This window comes from Endozoicomonas sp. Z74 (assembly GCF_057680865.1).
In genome coordinates, this window is sequence record NZ_JBLYZI010000012.1 from 1 (window position 1) to 19961 (window position 19961).

Annotated in this window: 16 protein-coding genes; 8 read left to right on the top strand and 8 right to left on the bottom strand. The window is 50.3% G+C overall.

All coding sequences use genetic code 11. The features are described from left to right. Positions 1-3 precede the first annotated feature (3 nt). Positions 4-150 (top strand): integrase core domain-containing protein, encoded by a 147-nt coding sequence (locus ACNRUY_RS05280; RefSeq protein WP_488110674.1) that lies wholly within the window; start codon positions 4-6, stop codon positions 148-150. A 55-nt stretch (positions 151-205) separates the two neighbouring features. Continuing rightward, on the top strand, positions 206-1591 hold the full coding sequence (locus ACNRUY_RS05285; protein ID WP_488110598.1) for an alpha/beta hydrolase family protein: 1386 nt from the start codon (positions 206-208) through the stop codon (positions 1589-1591). Positions 1592-1670: 79 nt separating this feature from the next. Here the strand turns inward: ACNRUY_RS05285 and ACNRUY_RS05290 are convergent, their stop codons facing one another. The 4 genes from ACNRUY_RS05290 to ACNRUY_RS05305 form a co-directional block, all read right to left on the bottom strand. Continuing rightward, positions 1671-2138 (bottom strand): Hsp20 family protein, encoded by a 468-nt coding sequence (locus ACNRUY_RS05290; RefSeq protein ID WP_488110599.1) that lies wholly within the window; start codon positions 2136-2138, stop codon positions 1671-1673. A 169-nt stretch (positions 2139-2307) separates the two neighbouring features. Continuing rightward, complete coding sequence (locus tag ACNRUY_RS05295; RefSeq protein WP_488110600.1) at positions 2308-2802, bottom strand: 8-oxo-dGTP diphosphatase; 495 nt, start codon at positions 2800-2802, stop codon at positions 2308-2310. A gap of 143 nt (positions 2803-2945) precedes the next feature. Then, positions 2946-3608, bottom strand: coding sequence for a metallophosphoesterase (locus ACNRUY_RS05300; RefSeq protein WP_488110601.1), 663 nt, complete (start codon positions 3606-3608; stop codon positions 2946-2948). Positions 3609-3677: 69 nt separating this feature from the next. After that, positions 3678-5045 (bottom strand): hypothetical protein, encoded by a 1368-nt coding sequence (locus ACNRUY_RS05305; protein ID WP_488110602.1) that lies wholly within the window; start codon positions 5043-5045, stop codon positions 3678-3680. Between the two features lie 267 nt (positions 5046-5312). On the opposite strand from ACNRUY_RS05305, the gene ACNRUY_RS05310 reads away from it, so the two are divergent. The 3 genes from ACNRUY_RS05310 (at position 5313) to ACNRUY_RS05320 (ending at position 10449) form a co-directional block, all read left to right on the top strand. Beyond that, the gene (locus ACNRUY_RS05310) at positions 5313-5735 is read left to right on the top strand and encodes a nuclear transport factor 2 family protein (RefSeq protein WP_488110603.1); all 423 of its coding nucleotides are present in this window, start codon (positions 5313-5315) and stop codon (positions 5733-5735) included. Positions 5736-5948: 213 nt separating this feature from the next. Further along, the gene (locus ACNRUY_RS05315) at positions 5949-6947 is read left to right on the top strand and encodes a phospholipase A (protein WP_488110604.1); all 999 of its coding nucleotides are present in this window, start codon (positions 5949-5951) and stop codon (positions 6945-6947) included. Positions 6948-7308: 361 nt separating this feature from the next. Then, the gene (locus ACNRUY_RS05320; protein WP_488110605.1) at positions 7309-10449 is read left to right on the top strand and encodes a hypothetical protein; all 3141 of its coding nucleotides are present in this window, start codon (positions 7309-7311) and stop codon (positions 10447-10449) included. Between the two features lie 91 nt (positions 10450-10540). On the opposite strand, the gene nhaC is transcribed toward ACNRUY_RS05320, so the two are convergent. Then, the gene (gene nhaC / locus ACNRUY_RS05325; RefSeq protein ID WP_488110606.1) at positions 10541-11965 is read right to left on the bottom strand and encodes a Na+/H+ antiporter NhaC; all 1425 of its coding nucleotides are present in this window, start codon (positions 11963-11965) and stop codon (positions 10541-10543) included. 126 nt (positions 11966-12091) lie between these two features. On the opposite strand from nhaC, the gene ACNRUY_RS05330 reads away from it, so the two are divergent. Then, on the top strand, positions 12092-13777 hold the full coding sequence (locus tag ACNRUY_RS05330) for an AMP-binding protein (protein ID WP_488110607.1): 1686 nt from the start codon (positions 12092-12094) through the stop codon (positions 13775-13777). A gap of 233 nt (positions 13778-14010) precedes the next feature. On the opposite strand, the gene ACNRUY_RS05335 is transcribed toward ACNRUY_RS05330, so the two are convergent. Continuing rightward, the gene (locus ACNRUY_RS05335; protein ID WP_488110608.1) at positions 14011-15048 is read right to left on the bottom strand and encodes a threonine aldolase family protein; all 1038 of its coding nucleotides are present in this window, start codon (positions 15046-15048) and stop codon (positions 14011-14013) included. Positions 15049-15208: 160 nt separating this feature from the next. Here ACNRUY_RS05335 and ACNRUY_RS05340 point away from each other — a divergent pair, with 160 nt between their 5' ends. Both ACNRUY_RS05340 and ACNRUY_RS05345 read left to right on the top strand, forming a co-directional pair. Next, the gene (locus tag ACNRUY_RS05340) at positions 15209-16726 is read left to right on the top strand and encodes a PhoPQ-activated protein PqaA family protein (protein WP_488110609.1); all 1518 of its coding nucleotides are present in this window, start codon (positions 15209-15211) and stop codon (positions 16724-16726) included. Between the two features lie 168 nt (positions 16727-16894). Continuing rightward, positions 16895-17710, top strand: coding sequence for a 5'-methylthioadenosine/S-adenosylhomocysteine nucleosidase (locus ACNRUY_RS05345; RefSeq protein ID WP_488110610.1), 816 nt, complete (start codon positions 16895-16897; stop codon positions 17708-17710). 86 nt (positions 17711-17796) lie between these two features. Here the strand turns inward: ACNRUY_RS05345 and ACNRUY_RS05350 are convergent, their stop codons facing one another. After that, positions 17797-18600 (bottom strand): hypothetical protein, encoded by an 804-nt coding sequence (locus ACNRUY_RS05350; RefSeq protein WP_488110611.1) that lies wholly within the window; start codon positions 18598-18600, stop codon positions 17797-17799. Between the two features lie 229 nt (positions 18601-18829). Then, positions 18830-19930, bottom strand: coding sequence for a hypothetical protein (locus tag ACNRUY_RS05355; RefSeq protein WP_488110612.1), 1101 nt, complete (start codon positions 19928-19930; stop codon positions 18830-18832). Between the last annotated feature and the right edge of the window lie 31 nt (positions 19931-19961).

A 19961-nucleotide genomic window follows, 5' to 3' on the forward strand; every position in this document is an offset into this window, starting at 1 on the left:
TCTGTGAAATATGAGTGGCTCTATTTAAACGAATTCAGAACGGTAGCCGAGCTGTACCAAGGGCTGGAAAAATACTTCCAGTTCTACAATACTGAAAGGCTACATCAATCACTGAACTATAAAACACCTCAGGCAATACACTTTGGCTGAGGACTTCAACAACAGTCGGAACATAACTTAAAAAGTGGATCTTGTGGTCTAGACAATGGGGTCCACCATAAAGCCCGACTTTGTGGATCTCTGGTTCTCTGCGTTTGCTGACCGGTTCGAGCTTAGAGTGGCCCCGGTCGGGCTACTGACCAGCCAGCCATTGTGGCAGTGCCCTCCGGATCATGGCCTGTCCATTCAGGAAGGCGGACGCCCTGTCACATGGCTTAACAACCACCAGCTGATTTTCAGCCATGAGGTAACCGGCTTTGACCACATCTATCAGGCTGATATCAACAGGAAGACAGTGACTCCACTGACCCGGGGAGAATTCCTGGTTCACAGTTATTCCGCCATTGCTCATCATGAGTGGCTTTATTTCACCCATACAGAAAATAACCACCATGGCTTCAGCCTGGCCCGCCTGAATCTCAATAACGGACAACAGGAAGACCTCCAGCCACTGCTGCCAGAAAAAAGCATTAGCTTTAATCCTGCCCTTTCCGCTTCCGGTGAGCACTTTGGCTTCATTCTGTCAGGACCCACAACGCCACTAACGCCCGCCTTTTTCGACCCCGCCAGAGGTCAGTTAACCCATCACCAGCAAGCAGGATATGCCTCCGTTTCCCGGCAATTTTCCGATGTGTACCCAGTCAGTTTCAATGCCCCGGACGGGTTGCCCCTCCACGGTCAGCTTTTCAAGCCCCATGGAACAGGACCACACCCCGCGCTGCTGACTTTCCATGGGGGTCCCTTCTGCCAGAGCCTTGCGGGATTCAGCAGCTGGCACGGTCTCTCCTATGCCTACGCGTTCTGTCAATATCTGGCTGATCAGGGATTTGTCGTACTGGCCCTTAACTATCGGGGCAGCTCAGGCTATGGCAAGACTTTCCGGCAGCCTGGCCCCTATTTCTGGAAAGGTGCCAGTGAATATCAGGATGTTCTGGCCGCCAGAGAGTGGCTGGCTGACCAGCAGGATGTGAAGGAAGAAAGCATCGGGTTGTGGGGAAAATCCTATGGCGGCTACCTTACCGCTCAAGGGTTGGCCCGCAACAGTGAGCTGTTCAGGGCAGGGGTTGATTTTGTGGGTTGCCATCATATTCCCAGGGTGCTCAGGCAGCCCGTCTGGGAGTCCAGAAAGTTCACCCTTTCGGATGGCGAAAGCCTGGATGAAGTCAGGCATCAGTCACAAATGGCGCTGCAGAGTTCTCCCTGGGCCTATCTTGACCAGTGGCAAAGCCCGGTTCTGCTGATTCACTCCGATGATGACCGAAATGTCGACTTTGAGGAATCACAAAGCCTGTTTGATGAGCTACGAAAACGCAATGTGGAGGTGGAGGGGATGGCTATTCCGGATGAAGTCCACTCCTTCCTGCTGCACCAGACCTGGCTGTCCAGTTATCAGCGGGCATCAGCGTTTCTTCACCGACACCTGTCGTCTTGAAGCAAAAAGGGTGAAAGAGATTCCTCTCCTTCACCCTTCTGACTTGCGCACATTATCCCAAAGGATAAGGTCCGTAAAATCAACTGGCAGATTCTACTTCCAGAAGTTTGCCATTGCCTATATTGATTTTCCTGGGCTTCATGGCTTCCGGAATTTCTCTTTCCAGCTCAATATGGAGCAGGCCATTATCCATGGAAGCGCCCGTTACTTTGACATAGTCAGCCAATTGAAAACGGCGCTCGAAGCCACGTTCGGCAATCCCCTGATAAAGGTATTTTCGCTCAGCGGTGTCTGGTTGTTTCTTACCCTGGACCATGAGCACATTTTCCCGTGTCTCAATATCCAGTTCTTCTTCGGTAAATCCGGCCACTGCCATGGTGATCCGATACTGATTGTCTTCCAGCAGTTCAATATTGTATGGAGGGTATCCGCTGGCCTTGCCTGACTGGCCATGGTGACTGTTCATGGACTCCAGCATATGGGCAACACGGTCAAAACCAATGGCAGAACGGTACAGGGGAGTGAAGTCAAAATCGATAGTACGCATAATCATATCCTCAGTTGAGCAATATGGAAATCATGATGGCTTTTCGCAATGAACAAGCCGGTTTAACGATGCTCCTGTTGAGCCACCGTTACTCTGTATATAGGGGCGTACTTTTCGATTCCAACCCTCTGTCGCATTTTTTTATTTTTCTTTATCTGTTGCGGCCTAACTATGACTCCAGCAGCTGGAGTTCGTGGTCCAGCATTTTATCGCCATCAAACAGGTAACGGCCATCAAACAGCCGCCCCTCCAGCATTCTAGGAATCCAGACACTGTCGTCTTCCCACATTTCCCCGTAGGGGATTCCCTCAAGGGGAAACCACAGAGGAATCGCTTCATCCGTTTCTGTGGGCGTTCCCTCATAATCGTGGGCAATATAGGTGTGCACGTGAATCGAGTAACCATCGGTGAACTGGAAGCGGTTTTCGCCACAGAACACCGGGTCAACCGGTGTAATACACAGCTCTTCCTGAACTTCCCGGATCGCGCATTCCAGAAGGGTTTCCCCTGCCTCAAGACGCCCTCCGGGCGCATTGATTTTCCCGGCCCCAAGTCCCCGTTTTTTGCGGATCAACAGTACCTGCCGGTTCTTGATGATAAAGGTAAGCGTCGCCGGATCTTTAGCCTTCCAGCTATCCCAATCAATATCAGTTAAAGAATGCATAAAACTTCCTGAAAAGTGCACATTGTCATGTGGGTCAGATCAATACTTCTGGTTATTGCCCCATCAGCAACCCTATCACGAATAAACAGGAAGAACGGCCAATATCACCGCTTGAAGCACCGGAAAATGGCAAAAATAACCGGTCAATCCAGGTCAGAGAGGGGGATGATCATCAGCCTTCCTGAATCAAAGGCCCCGGTATCAATATAATGGGTATTACCCAGGGTAACAGGCTCATCCACAATCGTGTGGCCACAGAAAATATGATCAATCCCTGAAACCACAGATGGGTCCCGGTTCTGGACTTTTGCTCTTGACCACTGGACCGCATGGGTCAGGCTTGCATCCGCTTCTATTCTCTCTGGATCCCAGGTGCTCAATGGGTATTCAGCATGGCACACCGCCACCCGCTGACCATTGGTTTTCTCAATCTCAATAATGAAAGGGAGTCGATCCAGCTCATCGGCATATCGCTTCATTTGGCTGCAGGATACATTCAAGTGCCAGCGTCCGCCATTGAGCAGCCAGTCCGCCATCAGGGCAGAAGATGGGTTCCTTGCTACTTCGATCAGGCAATCCTCATGATTTCCACGCACACAGTGAAACCATTGCTCATGGATCAGGGTCAAACACTTCTCAGAGTCAGGCCCTCGATCAATCAGGTCGCCACAGCTGAAACAACGGTCTACGGCTCTGTTAAAATTGACGCCATTGAGGGATTTCATCAAGAGGTCATGCATGCCGTGGAGATCCCCTATGATAAAGTCCCTGCCTTCATGATTCGCGCCAAACTTCTGTATGAACATATCTCCTCCTTGAAAGTCATCCAGCCTCCCCGGGGCAGTTCCACTGCCTACAAAGATGAATGACCGATTTTATCCAGCCGGGTCCTTTTTCAGCATAGCTACACCATCATCCGGGTTAATGGCAACCCCGGGAGGCTTATAGGCCTTCAACATATCAGCAACCGAGGCCTTTCGCGCCAACTCCCGAAATGAAAGCGGAACACTCAGGCTCAACTGCCCCTTTTCTCTCAGCCTTGCCTCTTCATCGAAAGCGTTCATCATCACCGGGAGAACCTTTCGAATGCACTCTTCCAATCCGGCCACTTCCATGGCATTGGCATAAACCGCCGGAGCAAAGGTGGCTGCAGGCACGTTTCGAAGCTGCAAGTTCTGGTGAGCATTATTAACCCAGCGCTTCTGTTCGCTCTCAGGAAGACTTTTGTAACTGGCATAAAGTTGTTTACCTTCTTCTGCAGAGAACAATCGCAAGCTCGCAGCCAGAGAGGCAAGGGCCATAAACTCCTGGGGGTGGCTGGTCATGCTGTTCAAATGAAGCCACTGCCCCCGCCGCTGAAGGTAGTGGACCATAGGATTAAACTTGGGCTCATGAATCATCCTGTCCAGCATCTGTTTGACCAGAGTCATGGCCCGATAGGTATTCTGACTGAGATAAAGAGACCCCTTCGGACTGATATGGCCACGAAAACCGGCAATATTCACCACCCAGTGGGAATACCAGAGATCAAGATCCCCCTGCTTGATTTCACCGGCAAGGGATCGATCCTTCAACGTGCTGTACATAGCCAGAGACCCTTCGTTGTACATCATATGCCGCAGGTGGCTGTTGGGGAGAAAAACCGTTTCAAATTGACGGACTGCCGATGGATACTGGCGAACAACAGAACGGGCAAGGGGAAAAATACGGGCGGCAACAGGTGCGGTTTCACTCAGAAAGGCCACACTGTCAACGGGCAGGCTACCCCCAAGAACCAGCGCAGCCCTTTTTCGGGCTTCCGGGGACTGCGTCACAGCCTCAAGAATCGCCGCAGCCTGAAGCACTTCGTAAGCCTGGTCATCAAGAGCAGAGATCAGGCGGGATAACTGTTGAAAGCTTCCATAACCCAGTTTCTGCTTTGGGTCCGTCTGGGGGGCTACCAATCGCTCATAGCTTTTCTGATCTCCCTGCCGGAACAGCTTAAGGGAATAGAGCCGTGCCAGGGCTCTGGGCACCTCCCGATTGACGTTTTCCTGAATGCTGATGGTGTCCATCTCCGGGGTCACTAAGGAGTCATGCATGGCCCACACCAGTTGCTCCTGCATATCCCTATTGAGACTTAGCTCCTCTCCGTAGGTATGGTGAATGTAATTACGCAGCTTATCGAGCCGGGCATCAGCAAACAGTGAACTGGCCAGCAGCAAAAAAAAGACAGGGAAATAAAACAGGCTGTTTTTATTCATAGCATTACAAGCAGGTGGGTCCAATGATGATCATGATCAGTAACCTGATGCAGAATAGACCACTGCCAGAAGAAGCAGCCACCTCTTACTTTCCCTTCCCGCCATGGCCTGGCGCGAAGGTCATTGAACCCAGTCAAATCAATGGATTAGCGCCTCTTTCACCTATACTGTAAATGAGCTTACAGGAACAGGGCACCCATCCCGGCAGTGCCTTGGCAGAGCACTCCAGAATCCATGACTGCATCGGATTTTGAAGGGGGATCCTACATGGCAGACCTTAATTCAGCGGGAAAAGCGGTAGTAGAGCAGCTATTCACTGAAATGGCAGGGAATTACTGCAGCAAACGTCTGAAGGATATACTCACCCATTACACCAGAGGGGAAAGCCTCCAGTTCTGGAATGCCGAAGGGGGAGTGATCACCACTCAGGAACAGTTACAGCGATGGTATGAAGAGCTGTTCAGTCAGTTCGATATCAAGGATGTCCACTACCGGATAGAGTCTTTAGTGGTGGATGAGCATATGATGGTATCAACCAGCTTATGGGTATTTTCCACCTTCCGGAAACAGGGAGAAGAACTGATCGCTGAAGAGCAAACCCTCAGGGCCACACACCTGATCCAGCAGGAAGAGGGGAAATGGGTCATAACTCACCTTCATGCCTCACCAGCCCAGCACTCCACTGATTAGCCCATATCAAGCTCCAGTTGCCTCGGAATGGTTTCAGAGTAACGGGTGATTTTGCCATGAAAAGGCCTGGAGCAAATCGCTGCACTATGGCATCCACTCACCATTCCAATGACTCCGGCAGCACAAGAATTCAACCGCTCTCCTTGAGCTCCAGCCCCATTCACTTTATGGTTTGCCCTATAACAATAAACCAGACCTGCCAGGATATTCAGGATGCACACCCCTTCAGGACGATTCTATTCAGTCTCCCCCCTTCTTGTACTGAGTCTGATCTCATGCCAGGCCGCAGCAGAAATCTATGATGAATGCCTGGTCAGGCTGGTTCAGCAGGGCGAAGCCACCATGACCCTGGGGCAGATACGCAGCCAGTGCCAGGCAGAGCCCGACTCTCAGACTACCGAAAACCCCATCGACCAGCGAATTGAGGATGAACGGGAAACCATGGACAACCGGTTCTCCATCACACCACACCGCCCAAACTACCTGCTTCCCCTCTCATATAATAAGAGTCCAAACCACGATCCATTTGAGTATGCCAGCAGCGATAACCTTTCAAATACCGAAATCAAATTTCAGCTCAGTCTGAAAGCACCCCTGGTACTGGGCCTGTTTGAAGGTTACGGGGATGTCTATGTCGCCTATACCAATACCTCCTGGTGGCAGGCTTACAATGACAATTCAGCCCCCTTCAGAGAAACCAATCATGAGCCTGAAATTTTCCTTGCCCTTCCCTCCGAGTACCAGTTCTCAGGCTTTGAGCTGAACGCCGTGCTGCTGGGCCTCTCTCATCAATCCAACGGACGCAGTGGCCAACTTTCCCGAAGCTGGAACCGGCTTTATGCCAACTTTATTTTCTCAAAAGGGGCCTTCTTTGCCAGCCTGAAACCCTGGTGGAGGATTCCGGAATCGGAAAAAGAACCCGGCCGTGAGAATGACTCACAGGGAGATGACAACCCTGACATCCACCAATACCTGGGTTACGGTGAACTCCATTTTGGCTACCGCCTTGGTGAACACAACCTTGGAATGATGGTTCGCAATAACCTTGGCAGTGACAACAGGGGCGCAGTGCAACTGGACTGGTCTTTCCCCATCAATCAGCGCTTCCGGGGGTACATCCAGTACTTCAACGGGTATGGAGAAAGCCTGATTGATTACAATGACAGTGCAAACCGCCTGAGCCTGGGCGTTATGCTGACGGACTGGCTTTAAGGAAGGTGCGAACAAGATCGCTCCCTGGTTGGGTGGTTCAGTACAGAACGCTTCACCTGGCACAGATACCGTGGAGGCATCAGAATATTCAACCGGTAAAACAGCAGCCGGTTTCTGCGGTAATTTTGTCACGGAAGACAATCTCTATATCTTCAGCAAAAAGGATGTCCGCAAATTGACACTCATACAACCCTGAGTGCCCTCCATCGCAATAATCTCCCGCCTTTCTTTTACCTACAGTTTCAGATGATAAGCTGAAAGTAATGCAGATTACTCAGTAAAAACAGCGATGAATCTCGATAAATCCTGATTTGAAAGCATCTCTTTCCCGTTAACCAGACAACTGGATGGATCCAATAAAATGAGCATGGACGGTACCCCAATACAAAACAACGGTTCTCATAAAGCCTCTTTCTCATTGTCTGGCGTCACCGGCAACAAAGCACAAACCCTTGGCACATTCCTCAATCGAAAAGTGACTGCACTTCCTGGTGAAAAAGTATCACGAGTCATCATACCCATTAATGACACCCCCAGTATCACGATCCGTGACACCATGGGAAAACCTCAAACACTGAAAAACCTGCAAGAGCGTAAAATAGAAAAACTGGATAACAGCACAGAAAACAGCCAACGCTATCAAACCCTTCAGCTTTCCCTGAAATATGGCCAGTTCACAGCACTATCCCTGGAAGCAGCCCCAGTAAAAGGAGGAAAAGAGCAGGAATTATTAGTCACTTTAAACGTTAATGCGGAGCTGGAAAAGCTCAAAGATAGCCAGCTGGATACGCTCACTGGTAAAGGATACACCCTCGAAGAAGCGAATTATCTGGCCTGCAAAGGAATGGACTGGGCCGCGGAGTGCTTCCACGAATCCCCAGAGCAACTGGTGGATAAATATAAAACATGGATTCAAAATGCTCCAAACCGAGCAGACAATCCTGCGATACACAAGCGTTTCAGTCGTTCCGACAGTGGTTATGGCGGCTCTTCCCGATCAGATCATGACATAGAACGCCCCCAATCGCCTCAGCACGCTCCCGGCTCATTCCTGTCAGAAGCAAAAAAATCACACATTGAGGATTGGGTGAAAAACATTGTTCCACCCGACCCTGGAGATTTACCTATGGGAGGGCCTGACGCGGTCAGGAGCGAAAACAAGGTACCTGAGGACCACAAGGGCCCGTTCGCAAGAGAACCTGCTGGACCCAGGCCATCTCAACATGCAGACATCTTTGACGAAGACGATGATGATGTGCTCTCTCAGCTGTTTAGTGAAGATGTTCAGGAGGCCATCCTGGATGAGGCAAAAGGGGTTGATCAGGAAGACTCAGACTCAGGTATTGGAAGTGGAGACGATCACCACCAGGAAGGAATCAATGACGAAGGTGGGCAGCTAACTGGAGCCGACAGAAAAGCGTTTGATGATCTTGATGACATGGAAGACTGGGAGACACGCAGTAACCTCTCAGAGGACTCCGAACTGTTTCAGGCTCACACCGATGGTGAAGGCCATGATTTCACCGTTAAAGAAGCCAGGAGAAAAGAGGGAGGCCAAACTTCACCCGGTTCAGAAGGCACCGCAGGAGGGGTGAAGACTGATGGTCAAAAAGGTCCTGCATCTTCTTTTCAAACCCAGGTTGAGACTGATAACGAGACAGCCTCTGGCACTGCCGACAGGCAAGTTGACCTGGAGGAACAGCGCCCCATTCAAAGAGAGCAGGAAGAGACAAGAGATGACCTATCCGTTGTGTCAGACACCGAGTTCCCGGACTTTATGGACTTCGATGACGAACTGATCACTGAAGATCAAAGGGCTGGAACCCCCATGCAGGCAGAAGACTTTGAAGTCAGAGAGCCTGGTTTGAAAGATGATGACGAGGATGACTTTGAAGATGAAGATGCATTAGAGAACAGGGAATCCACCAATACAGAGCCGGACGTCCAGGAAATATCCCCCTCATCAGCCGGAGGAAGCGATGAAACGGAAGTGCTTACTTCATTAGAGCCTGGAGCAGGTGAGGCTGATGAAGAAGGAGTCAGCCAGTCAAGAGAGAGTGATGGTGGTAAAGACGATGGGGAAAGCGGCAACAGAGATAACAGTGGCGGTGGCTCACAGGATAAAGACAAAGACCAGCAGGAGCAGGACAGCCAGGACCAACAGGAAAGCGGTGAACAGACGGATGACGCGTCACTAACAGGGAAAGCATCCAGTGCCACTGAAAACAAAGGAACAGGAGAACAGGTTGGCAGGCAACCTTCTACCTCTGGTGAAGACCAGGTAGAAACAGACGGTCAAAATCCAGATTTACAGGCTGGCACTGATGAACAGGAAACAAGAGGCAGGGTACAGGCTGAGTCAGAACCCCCTGTCATGGAATCCGGGCAGCCTCCCCAAAAGAATAAGGCCAATGCCAGAGACCCGTTTAATCACGTCCCGGCCAGTGGTTATGGGCAGCAAACCACTGCAAGCAAATCCAAAAAGTCTGCATCAACCCCGACCAGCCTGGGCACCGAAAAGAAAACCACGACTGCCAGTACGCCAAACAGGCAAGTTAAATCCAGCGGTTATGGGCAGCAAACCACTACAGGCAAATCCAAAAAGTCTGCATCAACCCCGACTCGCCAGGGCACCAAAAAGAAAACCACGACTGCCAGTACGCCAAACAGGCAAGTTAAATCCAGCGGTTATGGACAGCAAACCACTGCAAGCAAATCCAAAAAGTCTACACCAACCCCGACCAGCCAGGGCACCAAAAAGAAAACCACGACTGCCAGTACGCCAAACAGGCAAGTTAAATCCAGCGGTTATGGACAGCAAACCACTACAGGCAAATCCAAAAAGTCAGCATCAACCCCGACCAGCGAAGCCACAGAAAAGAAAGCTACTACTGCCAGTAAGCCAAACAAGCAAGTTAAATCCAGTGGTTATGGGCAAGATACCGCAGCAAGCAGGGCGAGAAAGGCCACACCCACCACTACCAGCAAAGCCACAGGCAAGAAAACGTCTGTACAAAAAACGCCTCCCCCTGTAACAAAACCCAAAGTCAAAAAACCAGAGGCGCCTGCCCAAAGAACACGCATTGACAAAGAACTGGAGAGAAAAGACAAAGAGTTGCTGGGAGTTTCTTCCATTTACAACACTGCCGATGTGAAGAAGATGACTCTTGAGAAACTGCTTGAGAGTGCGACCAAACCCAAAACGTCCAGGAATGTTTCTGATGACTCCAATAATATCATTGCTGCCTACAACAGGCATGCCATCAGAAACCAGGGGGATACCTCACCTCATTACACAGAAAACACAATCTCAAACAACATTAAGGCGGAACTGAATAAACTGAAATTGAGCGAAACCGCTTCCAGAGATGAAATTGCCCAGGCTCTGGCCAACTCCGCCATTTCGTCATTTGATCAATTCAAAAAAGACAAGAACCTGGTCGAACATACAAAACGGTTACGTGCCTTGAAAGATCTTAAAGACTCAACTTTTAAAATTTGATCAAAATCCGAAAAGAAGTTTGCGTCATCCTCAATAATAAACGGGAGCGCAAACTATTTTTAATGGCTAAAGAATGATCACCACCTATAAGTTAGACCACAGAACGAACCTCTTCATCGTGAGCCTTTGAATCAAAAAGCCCAAAGCCAAGGCTCACCAGCAGAATGGAAAACAGAGGACTGATCCAGTTCACCAGCGCCCAGGGAGCATAATCCAGAACCGCCACCCCGAGGGTCGAAGCAAAAAAAGCGCCTGCTGTCGTCCAGGGAATCAAGGCAGTGGTCAGAGTAGCGCCTTCTTCCAGGGAGCGGGACATGACTCTGCGGTCAACACCCTGACGGTCATAAGCATCACCAAACAGCTGCCCTCCCAGAATAATGGACATATATGCCTCCCCCATGGTGAGGTTACCGGCAAAGCAGGCGACAATGGTACTGGTGACCAGGCTGGCGGTACGACGAACCCGACGGAGCACCGTGGTAATCAGCACCCGGAGAAACTGGCAGCGCTCCAGAATGCCTCCCAGAGCCAGGGCCATCAGGGACAGAGACAGAGTCCACATCATAGAAGTGATTCCACCTCTGCCCAGCAACTGGTCAATGCTCTCAAGCCCTGTTCTGACACTGCCCCCGCTGAACAGACTGTTCAACACACTGGTCATCTCCTGCCCCTGCATAAACACCGCAAGAATCACTGCCACCACAGTGGCTGCCATCATACTGGGTTCCGCGGCCACCCTGGCCATACTGAGCAGTAGCATCACCAGCAGGGGAAACAAAGCAAAGGTATTGATTACAAATGTCTCAGACAGGGCCGTCTTCATTGCTGATAATTGTTCTACTGGCAACTGATGACCCGAGTAGCCCAGCCCGGTCAGGGAAAAAATAATCAGTGCCACCAGATAAGCCGGACCCGTACTGTAAAACATGCTTTTGATGTGGTCATAAAGGTCCACCCTGGAAGCCATTGACGCCAGGTTGGTGGTATCGGACACAGGCGACATTTTATCCCCGAAGCAGGCTCCGGAAATGACCATGCCCGCCACCAGGGGTTCTGGGATCCCCATGGCACTGCCAATTCCCATCAGGACCACACCAATAGTCCCCACGGTTCCCCAACTGGTTCCGGTAGCAACCGACATCAGGCTGCACAGTATCAGTCCCGCCGGAAGAAAAACCGCCGGGCTGATAAATTCGATACCAAAATAGATCAGGGTGGCCAGCGTTCCACTCTCGATAAAGGCCGCGATCAATACGCCAATAAGGATAAAAATATAGATGGCCGGTAGAGCCCCCTGAATTCCGGAATTCATGGCATCACGAATAGACCGAAAATCATGACCCAGCCCCCAGGCACTGATTGAGGCAATCAGCAGTGAGACCAGAATCAGGCTGTGGAGACTGGTTTCCAGAACAAACAGGCCGGTACTGATCACCAGAATAATGGCCGCCAAAGTCAGAAAAGCGTGAGCAAAACCTGGCTGCTTTACAGCTGGCCTGGATGTTTTTGGTTCCATCTTCGGTTCCAAAGGCTGAGATCCAATCAAACTCAAAACTCCAGGGGAAAGGGTACGGGATAGTATCCCGTCATCTTAATCGCTTATACTGCGAGAATGCCAGTAAAGGAATACAGGTGTAACCGTATGTTAAGAGCGATGTCAAAAGAGGTATCGAAAGAGGCTTCCAGCACTCTCGCCTCATCCAAACCCCAAACGGCCTATAAAGTCCCCACGCCTCTTAAAACCCACAGTTCATTTAAAAAGAGCGTCGTACAATCGTTCCTGTTATCGGCTCAGCGGTTTCCCGACCAACCCGCTCTATGGGCCGAAGGACAACAGCTCAATTATGAGCAGTTACTCTCCCTGGGAAAGACCATTGCCGCCGGGCTTCAGTCTGAATTCACGTCCCCCGTCAACTGTGCCATCCTGGCCTATCGAAGCACCGTCGCCTATGGAAGTCTGTGGGGAGCCCTTCTGGCCGGTGCCTGTTACGTCCCGCTGAATCCAAGATTTCCTGTTGAACGCAACCTGAACATTCTTCAGAACGGCCAGTGCCCGGTGATCATTGTCGACCAGCGCTGTGAAGAGGCAGCCCGGAACATTCTGTCAAAGTCTTCCCAGCGGTTAACCGTCCTTATGCCGGAACATGAAGAGCTGCCCCAGTGGTGCAAGACCCAGGATCATCACTTCTTCAGCAAAAACGAACTCCCATCCAGCCACCAGTGGCAGGAACCAGAGCGTTGCAGCCCTTATGCCTACCTCCTGTTTACCTCGGGAAGCACCGGTGTTCCCAAAGGCGTCGCCGTTACCCATGACAACTTGAGGGCCTATATTGGCCATTTCCAAAGCCATTATGACTTCAGCCCCCAGGACCGTTTCAGTCAGGTCAGTGATCTGACCTTTGATTTATCCGTCCATGACCTCTACCTCTCCTGGTCTTCCGGGGCCAGCCTGTACTGTGTGCCAGAGGCGAGCATGCTCTGCCCGGCCCGGTTTATCCAGACCCATGCCCTGACCTGCTGGGTCTCCGTACCCTCGCTGCTGGGATACATTCGCCGCTTCCGGCAGATGCAACCGGATGCTTTCCCCAGCCTTCGCTACAGTTTTTTCTGTGGTGAAGCCCTACCCATGGCAATGGCCCTTGACTGGCAGAAAGCGGCACCGGAAAGCCAGGTGATCAACCTGTATGGCCCCACTGAAACAACGGTAGCCATCGCCTCCTGGGAACTGACCAACACCTCTGCGCAACAGGGCAATGCCCCAGTTGGTTTCGCTTTTCCCAGACAGGAGATGATTCTGGTGAATGAGGACCGGCAACTCAGCGACGAGGGTGAAATATGGCTAGGAGGTTCACAGGTCACCGAAGGGTACTGGGAAAATCCTTCATTAACAGCACAGGCTTTTGTTTCTGCCCAGTTCAAAGGATATCGGTCAAAAAGGTGGTACAGAACCGGGGACCTGGGTTCCCGTTGCCCTCAACAGGGCATTCTGTTTAAAGGGCGAAGCGATTTTCAGGTCAAGATCAATGGTTACCGCATTGAACTTGAAGAGGTGGAGACCGTCATTCGTGAGCAGGCGGGCTGTGACTGGGTGGCCGTCATACCCTGGCCCCTGGATCAGGACAACAATGCCTCCGGACTGGTAGCATGGCTTTCAGGCGCTCCGGGAGATTCCGCAACCGTCAAACATCATTGCAAAGAGCGACTTCCTCCTTATATGGTGCCCTCAAACGTCTTCTGGCGGGACAGCCTCCCCCTCAACAATAACGGCAAAGTGGATATCCGGACTTTGCAGCATATAACGCAAACAAAGGTACTGAATAATGGATGAACGGGTACTTCAGTTTTTAAGGGAAAAAGGGGTTGATACCAGCGGGCTCAGTGAAGAGAGCCTGCTGATGCATTACATCCAGTCTGCCGACTTTATGGAGCTGATCGTCACCATTGAGATGCAGCTGGGCAGTGAGCTGGATCTTGAATCCGCTGACATTGAACAGATCAGTTCCCTGGCAGGTTTACCCGCTGGCTGGAGCAGTCTCAACAGGAGCCGGTATAGCGCCTCTATCAGCCACGTTTCTGCTGACACAAAGCCTGTGCCTGTTGCACAAACCGCTCAACATCCTCTTCCGTGGTGTCAAAGGAGGTCACCATTCGATAGCTCTGTGGCAATGGGCCATTGGGGTAAAAGTCGGCCACTTTGCGAAGGGCTTCTGCCAGCGGCCCGGGCATTGAAAGGAAGATTTGGTTGGTCTGAACCGGGCAGCTCAACGCAATGCCCTCACAGGGCTCCAGACCTTCGGCAAGCAGCTTCGCCATGCGGTTGGCATGGGCTGCGTTTTTCTTCCAGAGCTGATCCGTAAACAACGCTTTGAACTGGGCAGCAACAAAACGCATTTTGGAATTCAATTGCAGCCCCTGTTTTCTGACATGAAGAAAGCCGTCCGCAGCCTGAGGGTCAAAAAAGACCACCGCCTCACCAAACATCAGGCCATTTTTGGTGCCTCCCAGGGAAAGAATATCCACATGCTGACACAGGTCCGCCAGGGAGCAGTCCAGGGCAGCCGCCGCGTTATAGAGCCGGCACCCATCCACATGGAGCCACATTCCCAGCTCCTGGCAAACCCCTTTGATGGCCGACAGTTCTTCAAGGGTATAAACCGTTCCCCACTCGGTGGACTGGGAGATACTGACCAGCCTTGGCCGGGTAGCATGCATTCCCCACCAGCTTTCATCCCCATGAGCCCTGCGAATCTGTTCCGGAGTCACTTTGCCATCAGAGGCGGGTAAGGTAATCATTTTACAGCCTGTGGCAGAAGTGGGCGCTCCCACCTCATTGACGACAATATGGGCCGAATCCGGGCAGATAATACTGTCAATACTCCTGAGCACAGCCTTGGCAGCGAGGGTATTCGCCGCAGTGCCATTGAACACAAAATAAACCTGGGGATCCCGCCCCAGAGCTCTGCGAATCATCTCCTTAGCTTCCCACGTCAGCTCATCATTGCCATAAGGCGTACAATGACCCACATTGGCTTCAGCAAGCGCAACCATCACCTCTGGGCAAACCCCTGAAGCGTTGTCACTGGTAAAATATCGCGACATAGCAATGACCTGTCCTGACTGCCGACAAAAAGAGCTTAGATGGTACGATATCCTCGAAAAGACTTAAAAAGAAAAACCGTTTGCACTACCTTGTACCCATCCTGGTCTATTTTCTTTATAGCTTTCTCTTAATAACAGTTCCGATTGATAGAACATACCCATGCAAACCCTCAAACTCTGGCTGATCACCTCCTCTCTGATGCTTGTCTTTGCCAGTCACAGCTCAGCTGGAGCCCTGAGAGAACCACCTGCCCAGTGTTCGCCAGAATGGCTTGCAAACCACATGCACCAGGTATTGCCCTGCTTTCTTCAAGAACAGGAGCCTGATTTTAGCTGGACTATTGAAGAAACCGCCTCAGAACGGGTGAAAACCGACAGTGGTCAGGTCAGGGTCACCCGTACCCGGATTCAGCTGACCTCTCTGCACTGGCAGCCGGAGCCGGAAAGTTCGGTCAACTTTCCGGTCTGGAAACACCGGCTAACCCTTTACCAGCCAGAGAAACTCGCATCCGACACCGCACTTCTGTACATCAATAACGGCATTGCTCACCCACATAAAACAGCCCCCCAGCCCCCGAAACACGACGACCTGGAGTTTGCCAGAATCGCAGGCAATACCCACTCGATCGTTATTGATTTAAAAGATGTCCCCAACCAGTACCTTGAATTCCCGGGATCTGGCCCTTTAAGAGAAGACCGGTTGGTGGCCTATACCTGGAAACGCTTTATGCAGGATCCGACGAAAAACTACCGCTGGCCCCTTCGCCTGCCCATGGTCAAGGCGGTAATCCAGGCAATGAATGCCAGCCAGGAGGTCCTCAAACGGCAAAAAATCAGGCTGAACCATTTTGTTGTCAGTGGAGGTTCCAAACGAGGCTGGACCACCTTTCTGGTAGCTGCCATGGACCCACGGGTGACCGCCGCGGCTCCTATGGCAGCCGACTTCGTGAATCTGCCAGAGATGATGGATCACCTGTTCAGGGTTTACCCCGGAGGCAACCCGGCCATCGCCGCCTATATGCCCCTTAAGCCGTTAATCGGTACCCCTCCCATGACTCAACTGCTTGCCATGGTAGACCCTTTCCAGTACCGGCATATGCTGTCACTTCCCAAGTATATGATTACCGCATCAGGCGACAACTTTATCCCTCCGGACAGTAACAAAGTATTTTTCCCACGGCTGCCAGGGGATAAATGGATCAGGGTTCTTCCAAACCATGACCACTACATTGTTCGTGAAGACCCCCGACTTGTCAGCGATACTGTAGAGTCTTTTTATGGGGCCTTCCTCGAAGGCCGACCTATGCCCATCCTTGAATGGCAGGAACATCAACAACGCCTTTCCATCCAGAGCTCACTCCCCCCCAAATCAGCCCGTCTCTGGCAGGCAACCAACTCCCTTGCCAGAGATTTTCGAAAAACCGCTGATAACCCAGGAGTGTCCCACTATGTGGACTCTCCAATCACTTTCAAGTGCCGACAGACGTGCAAGGCCCATGTTGAATTATTCCCCCCCGAGAAAGGCTGGCAGGCGTCCTTTGTTGAAGTGCGCTATGGCAATGCTCCCTTCCAGGACCTGGTCTTTACCACCCGGGTGTTTGTAACGCCAGACCGGTATCCGGATAACAAACCAGACGTCACAAGCCGTCATCAAACAACAGCAAACACCACCGAATAAAAAGAAAAATCAATTCCAGAAGGTCAACTTGTGATCTGAAATAAATTGGGTATCATCCTGCTCGACCACCAGACCTTTAATCAATAAAAGCCAATTCAGGAACAGGGAATTGCCTTTAATGTTTGATTAAGGACAGGGTCGCTGATCATTTATCTTATGGAATCAATAATGTCTTTTTTTAAACACCTGGCTTTCTATTTCAGCCTGATCTTTTCTTCGCTGTTATTTGCTGACAGCCGCCCTATTCTTGTTCAGGGCGCTATGGATATTGAAACCACCACCCTCATCAATGCCCTGGATCACCCGGAGAAAGTCACCATCGGTTCATGGACCTTCTGGCAGGGCTCCATCAACGATTACCCGGTGGTGGTTTCCCGTACCGAGGTTGGCATTGCCAACGCCGCTGCCTCCACTACTCTGGCGGTGGAAAAATTCAACCCCCGCCTGATCATCAATCAGGGTACTGCTGGCGGGCATGACCCAAAACTCTATCGGGGTGATATTGTTATTGGTGAAAAAAGCTTCAATATGGGCGCCTATAAAGTCGATTATACGGACAAAAACAAGGGCATTCACCCAACCCGCTGGGACAACCTGACGGTTTCCATGCGCCTCAGGGAAAATGGAGAGCTGGTTGAACATTCTGGTTTTGCCGGAAATGAAACGCTGGTTGAAAAAGCCTTCCATCAGGGCAAACAGTATAAAAAAGGGAAAGTCGTCAAAGGGATTATTGGTACTGCCGACGAGTGGAATCGTGAAATTGACCGCATTAACTGGCTCCATTCCACTTACGGAACCTCTGTAGAAGAAATGGAAACCTCTTCTTCGGCCCTGGTTGCTGAAGCTTACAACATTCCCTTTGTTGGAATTCGTATTCTATCCAACACGGACCAGCATCAGCAGGACTTTCTCCCGGAAACAGCAACAGATTGCCAGGTTTTCGTTATTGACTACATGAAAAGCCTTATTAAAGACTTTTCCTGATCAATTTCAGCACCAATAGCGGCTTGTAAACCAAGAAAAGAGCAAACCTTAAAACCTACAGCCACCTACACTGGGTGGCTGTTTTCTCAAGAACCTGGAAACACGCCCTGGCCCACAAAAGAAGGCAAAGGCTGCCATTGATAAGCACACACAGATTGCTCTCTATACTGCCGGTTCAGGGCAGCAACACCATCCAGTAGAGGGAAACTACCAACCAATAGAGATTGCTTCTTTTCCGGGCTTTTCTGCGGGCTAACAACATCCATCCTGCGAGCTTTACTTGTACGATTTTTTTTCTTTTTCCTGGGCTTTTTGACTTGAGGCTCTTCCTCATCAACAATCCCGATATCTTCCTGGGTATCATAGCCCGAATCGGCTCGTTTCATTTCAGGAACTGTCTTTTCTCCAGTGACATCAGCAACGTTTTTTTGCAGATCAGCAGCCAGCTCTTCTGGTGATAAGGCATCAGAATAGTCAGACTCATCGTCCAGATCTTCACTGACCATCTCTTCTGTCAATTTCTCCTTAAACTCAACGAGGTCTTCTTTGGTTAAGTCATTAGCATCGTCCACTGACTCGCTGAGAGCCTCTTTTGTCGCTTTTTCCAGAGCAACTGGGTCAACATCTTTAGCATAATGATCAACGGTTTTTTCTCCAGCGCTGCCGCTATTTTTCAGTTCAGAGACCGTTCTCAACACAATGGACTTACAATCTGAAAAAGAGTAGCTGCTTTTCAATCCTGATAAGACTCCAGAAACACTGTTGCACAATGAGCAGAGTCTCCTTTTTCCTGAAGCAATAAAAGCACCAATACCCAATTTAGCCTGTACAGCTACCTGACCAGGGCTCTCTGTTCCAGTTACATCTGACCATAATTTAAATCCAAACATTGCTATTGCCTCCTTAATACAATGAGGTACATCTTTAATTAACGTAAAAAATTGCCTAAGGCTTTTTCAGGATACCGTACACCCCTGGCATACCCTGAAAATTGCTCCACGGTAACTGCTCCTTGCGTTACTCTAGCTCCCACATCCATGTGGTCGTGCATTTTCAGGATACCGTACATCCCTGTACATAAAAAAAGGCCTGAAATCAGGCCTAACGGGGGAGTAAAACCTATTTTGACTTCGCCCGGTCACCTCCAAGGCTATTTTTCCATCGGTTGTAGTGATCATGATGGGACAGAAACTCATTGGTTGGCTTCTGACCCGTTTTTCCAGATAATTGTTGAACAAATTCACTCTGCTCTTTCGTTAACTTTCCTTGTTTGGGAGTACATGGTGTCTTTTCACGAAACCCTTTTTTCCATTGCCGCTCAGCTTCAGACCGGATGGTATAATTCGCATTATGACTGCACTTCTTTTGTTGCATAGCATTTTGCCTGGACTGAAATTGCTCGGCACGTTCATTCTGTTTTTTTGTTAAAGGCCCCTGCTTGACCGTGCTGGATGGCGTTTTACGAAATCCGTTTTCCCATTGCTTCTCAGCTTCAGAGCGGGTGATATAATTTGCCTTATGAAGGATCTGTTTTTGTTTAACCTCATTCTGCCTGGCCAGAAATTTGTCCCAGGAGCTTTGCTTACACTTAACAGGAGGTGAACATACTGGAGGCAAGTAACTTTCACTCAGTACTGGAGTTTGGCCACTTTTCAGGCTGTCTGAGCCTTCGTGACTCATACTGATTTTGACTGAAGAAACGCTGGTTTCTGAGCCGTTATCTTCATCGTCCAAATCATTTAAGCTTTCCTGACTAAGACTGCTCTTGATGGAAGAAACATCTACCCCGGAGTCAGTCTCATCACCTACCGGATCATTTTGGCTTTTCTCACTAAGGCTGCTCTCGACGGAAGAAACATCTAATCCAGAGTCAAGCTTATCACTTACCGAACCATTTGAGTTTTCCTGACCAGAGCTACTCTCGGCGGAAGAAACATCCACCCTGGAATCAATGCTCATCTGTGAATCATTTCCTGAACCCATTGAATTCAAAATCGAAAGGCCATCATAAGCAGTGATCGCTGCCTCCTGGAGCCCCTTAAACTGTTCAGGACAGTGTTTCTGCATATCGCTCAACAACCACTTAAAACTTGAATCCGCTGCCACTTTTACTTTATGGCCGAACCAATCTATCGATTCTCTGGCTCGATCAGCCAGATCACAAAACCGGCTTATTAATTCAACGGGTATATCAGGACCAATACCAGGATGACCAAACATAATTATTCCTCTTGTTTTAATTGTGGCTAAT

What these genes read in the sequence shown, in the direction of transcription:
- ACNRUY_RS05285 (WP_488110598.1), top strand. Translation starts at nt 206, where the DNA reads ATGGGGTCCACCATAAAGCCCGACTTTGTGGATCTCTGGTTCTCTGCG.
- ACNRUY_RS05290 (WP_488110599.1), bottom strand. Translation starts at nt 2,138, where the DNA reads ATGCGTACTATCGATTTTGACTTCACTCCCCTGTACCGTTCTGCCATT.
- ACNRUY_RS05295 (WP_488110600.1), bottom strand. Translation starts at nt 2,802, where the DNA reads ATGCATTCTTTAACTGATATTGATTGGGATAGCTGGAAGGCTAAAGAT.
- ACNRUY_RS05300 (WP_488110601.1), bottom strand. Translation starts at nt 3,608, where the DNA reads ATGTTCATACAGAAGTTTGGCGCGAATCATGAAGGCAGGGACTTTATC.
- ACNRUY_RS05305 (WP_488110602.1), bottom strand. Translation starts at nt 5,045, where the DNA reads ATGAATAAAAACAGCCTGTTTTATTTCCCTGTCTTTTTTTTGCTGCTG.
- ACNRUY_RS05310 (WP_488110603.1), top strand. Translation starts at nt 5,313, where the DNA reads ATGGCAGACCTTAATTCAGCGGGAAAAGCGGTAGTAGAGCAGCTATTC.
- ACNRUY_RS05315 (WP_488110604.1), top strand. Translation starts at nt 5,949, where the DNA reads ATGCACACCCCTTCAGGACGATTCTATTCAGTCTCCCCCCTTCTTGTA.
- ACNRUY_RS05320 (WP_488110605.1), top strand. Translation starts at nt 7,309, where the DNA reads ATGAGCATGGACGGTACCCCAATACAAAACAACGGTTCTCATAAAGCC.
- nhaC (WP_488110606.1), bottom strand. Translation starts at nt 11,965, where the DNA reads ATGGAACCAAAAACATCCAGGCCAGCTGTAAAGCAGCCAGGTTTTGCT.
- ACNRUY_RS05330 (WP_488110607.1), top strand. Translation starts at nt 12,092, where the DNA reads ATGTTAAGAGCGATGTCAAAAGAGGTATCGAAAGAGGCTTCCAGCACT.
- ACNRUY_RS05335 (WP_488110608.1), bottom strand. Translation starts at nt 15,048, where the DNA reads ATGTCGCGATATTTTACCAGTGACAACGCTTCAGGGGTTTGCCCAGAG.
- ACNRUY_RS05340 (WP_488110609.1), top strand. Translation starts at nt 15,209, where the DNA reads ATGCAAACCCTCAAACTCTGGCTGATCACCTCCTCTCTGATGCTTGTC.
- ACNRUY_RS05345 (WP_488110610.1), top strand. Translation starts at nt 16,895, where the DNA reads ATGTCTTTTTTTAAACACCTGGCTTTCTATTTCAGCCTGATCTTTTCT.
- ACNRUY_RS05350 (WP_488110611.1), bottom strand. Translation starts at nt 18,600, where the DNA reads ATGTTTGGATTTAAATTATGGTCAGATGTAACTGGAACAGAGAGCCCT.
- ACNRUY_RS05355 (WP_488110612.1), bottom strand. Translation starts at nt 19,930, where the DNA reads ATGTTTGGTCATCCTGGTATTGGTCCTGATATACCCGTTGAATTAATA.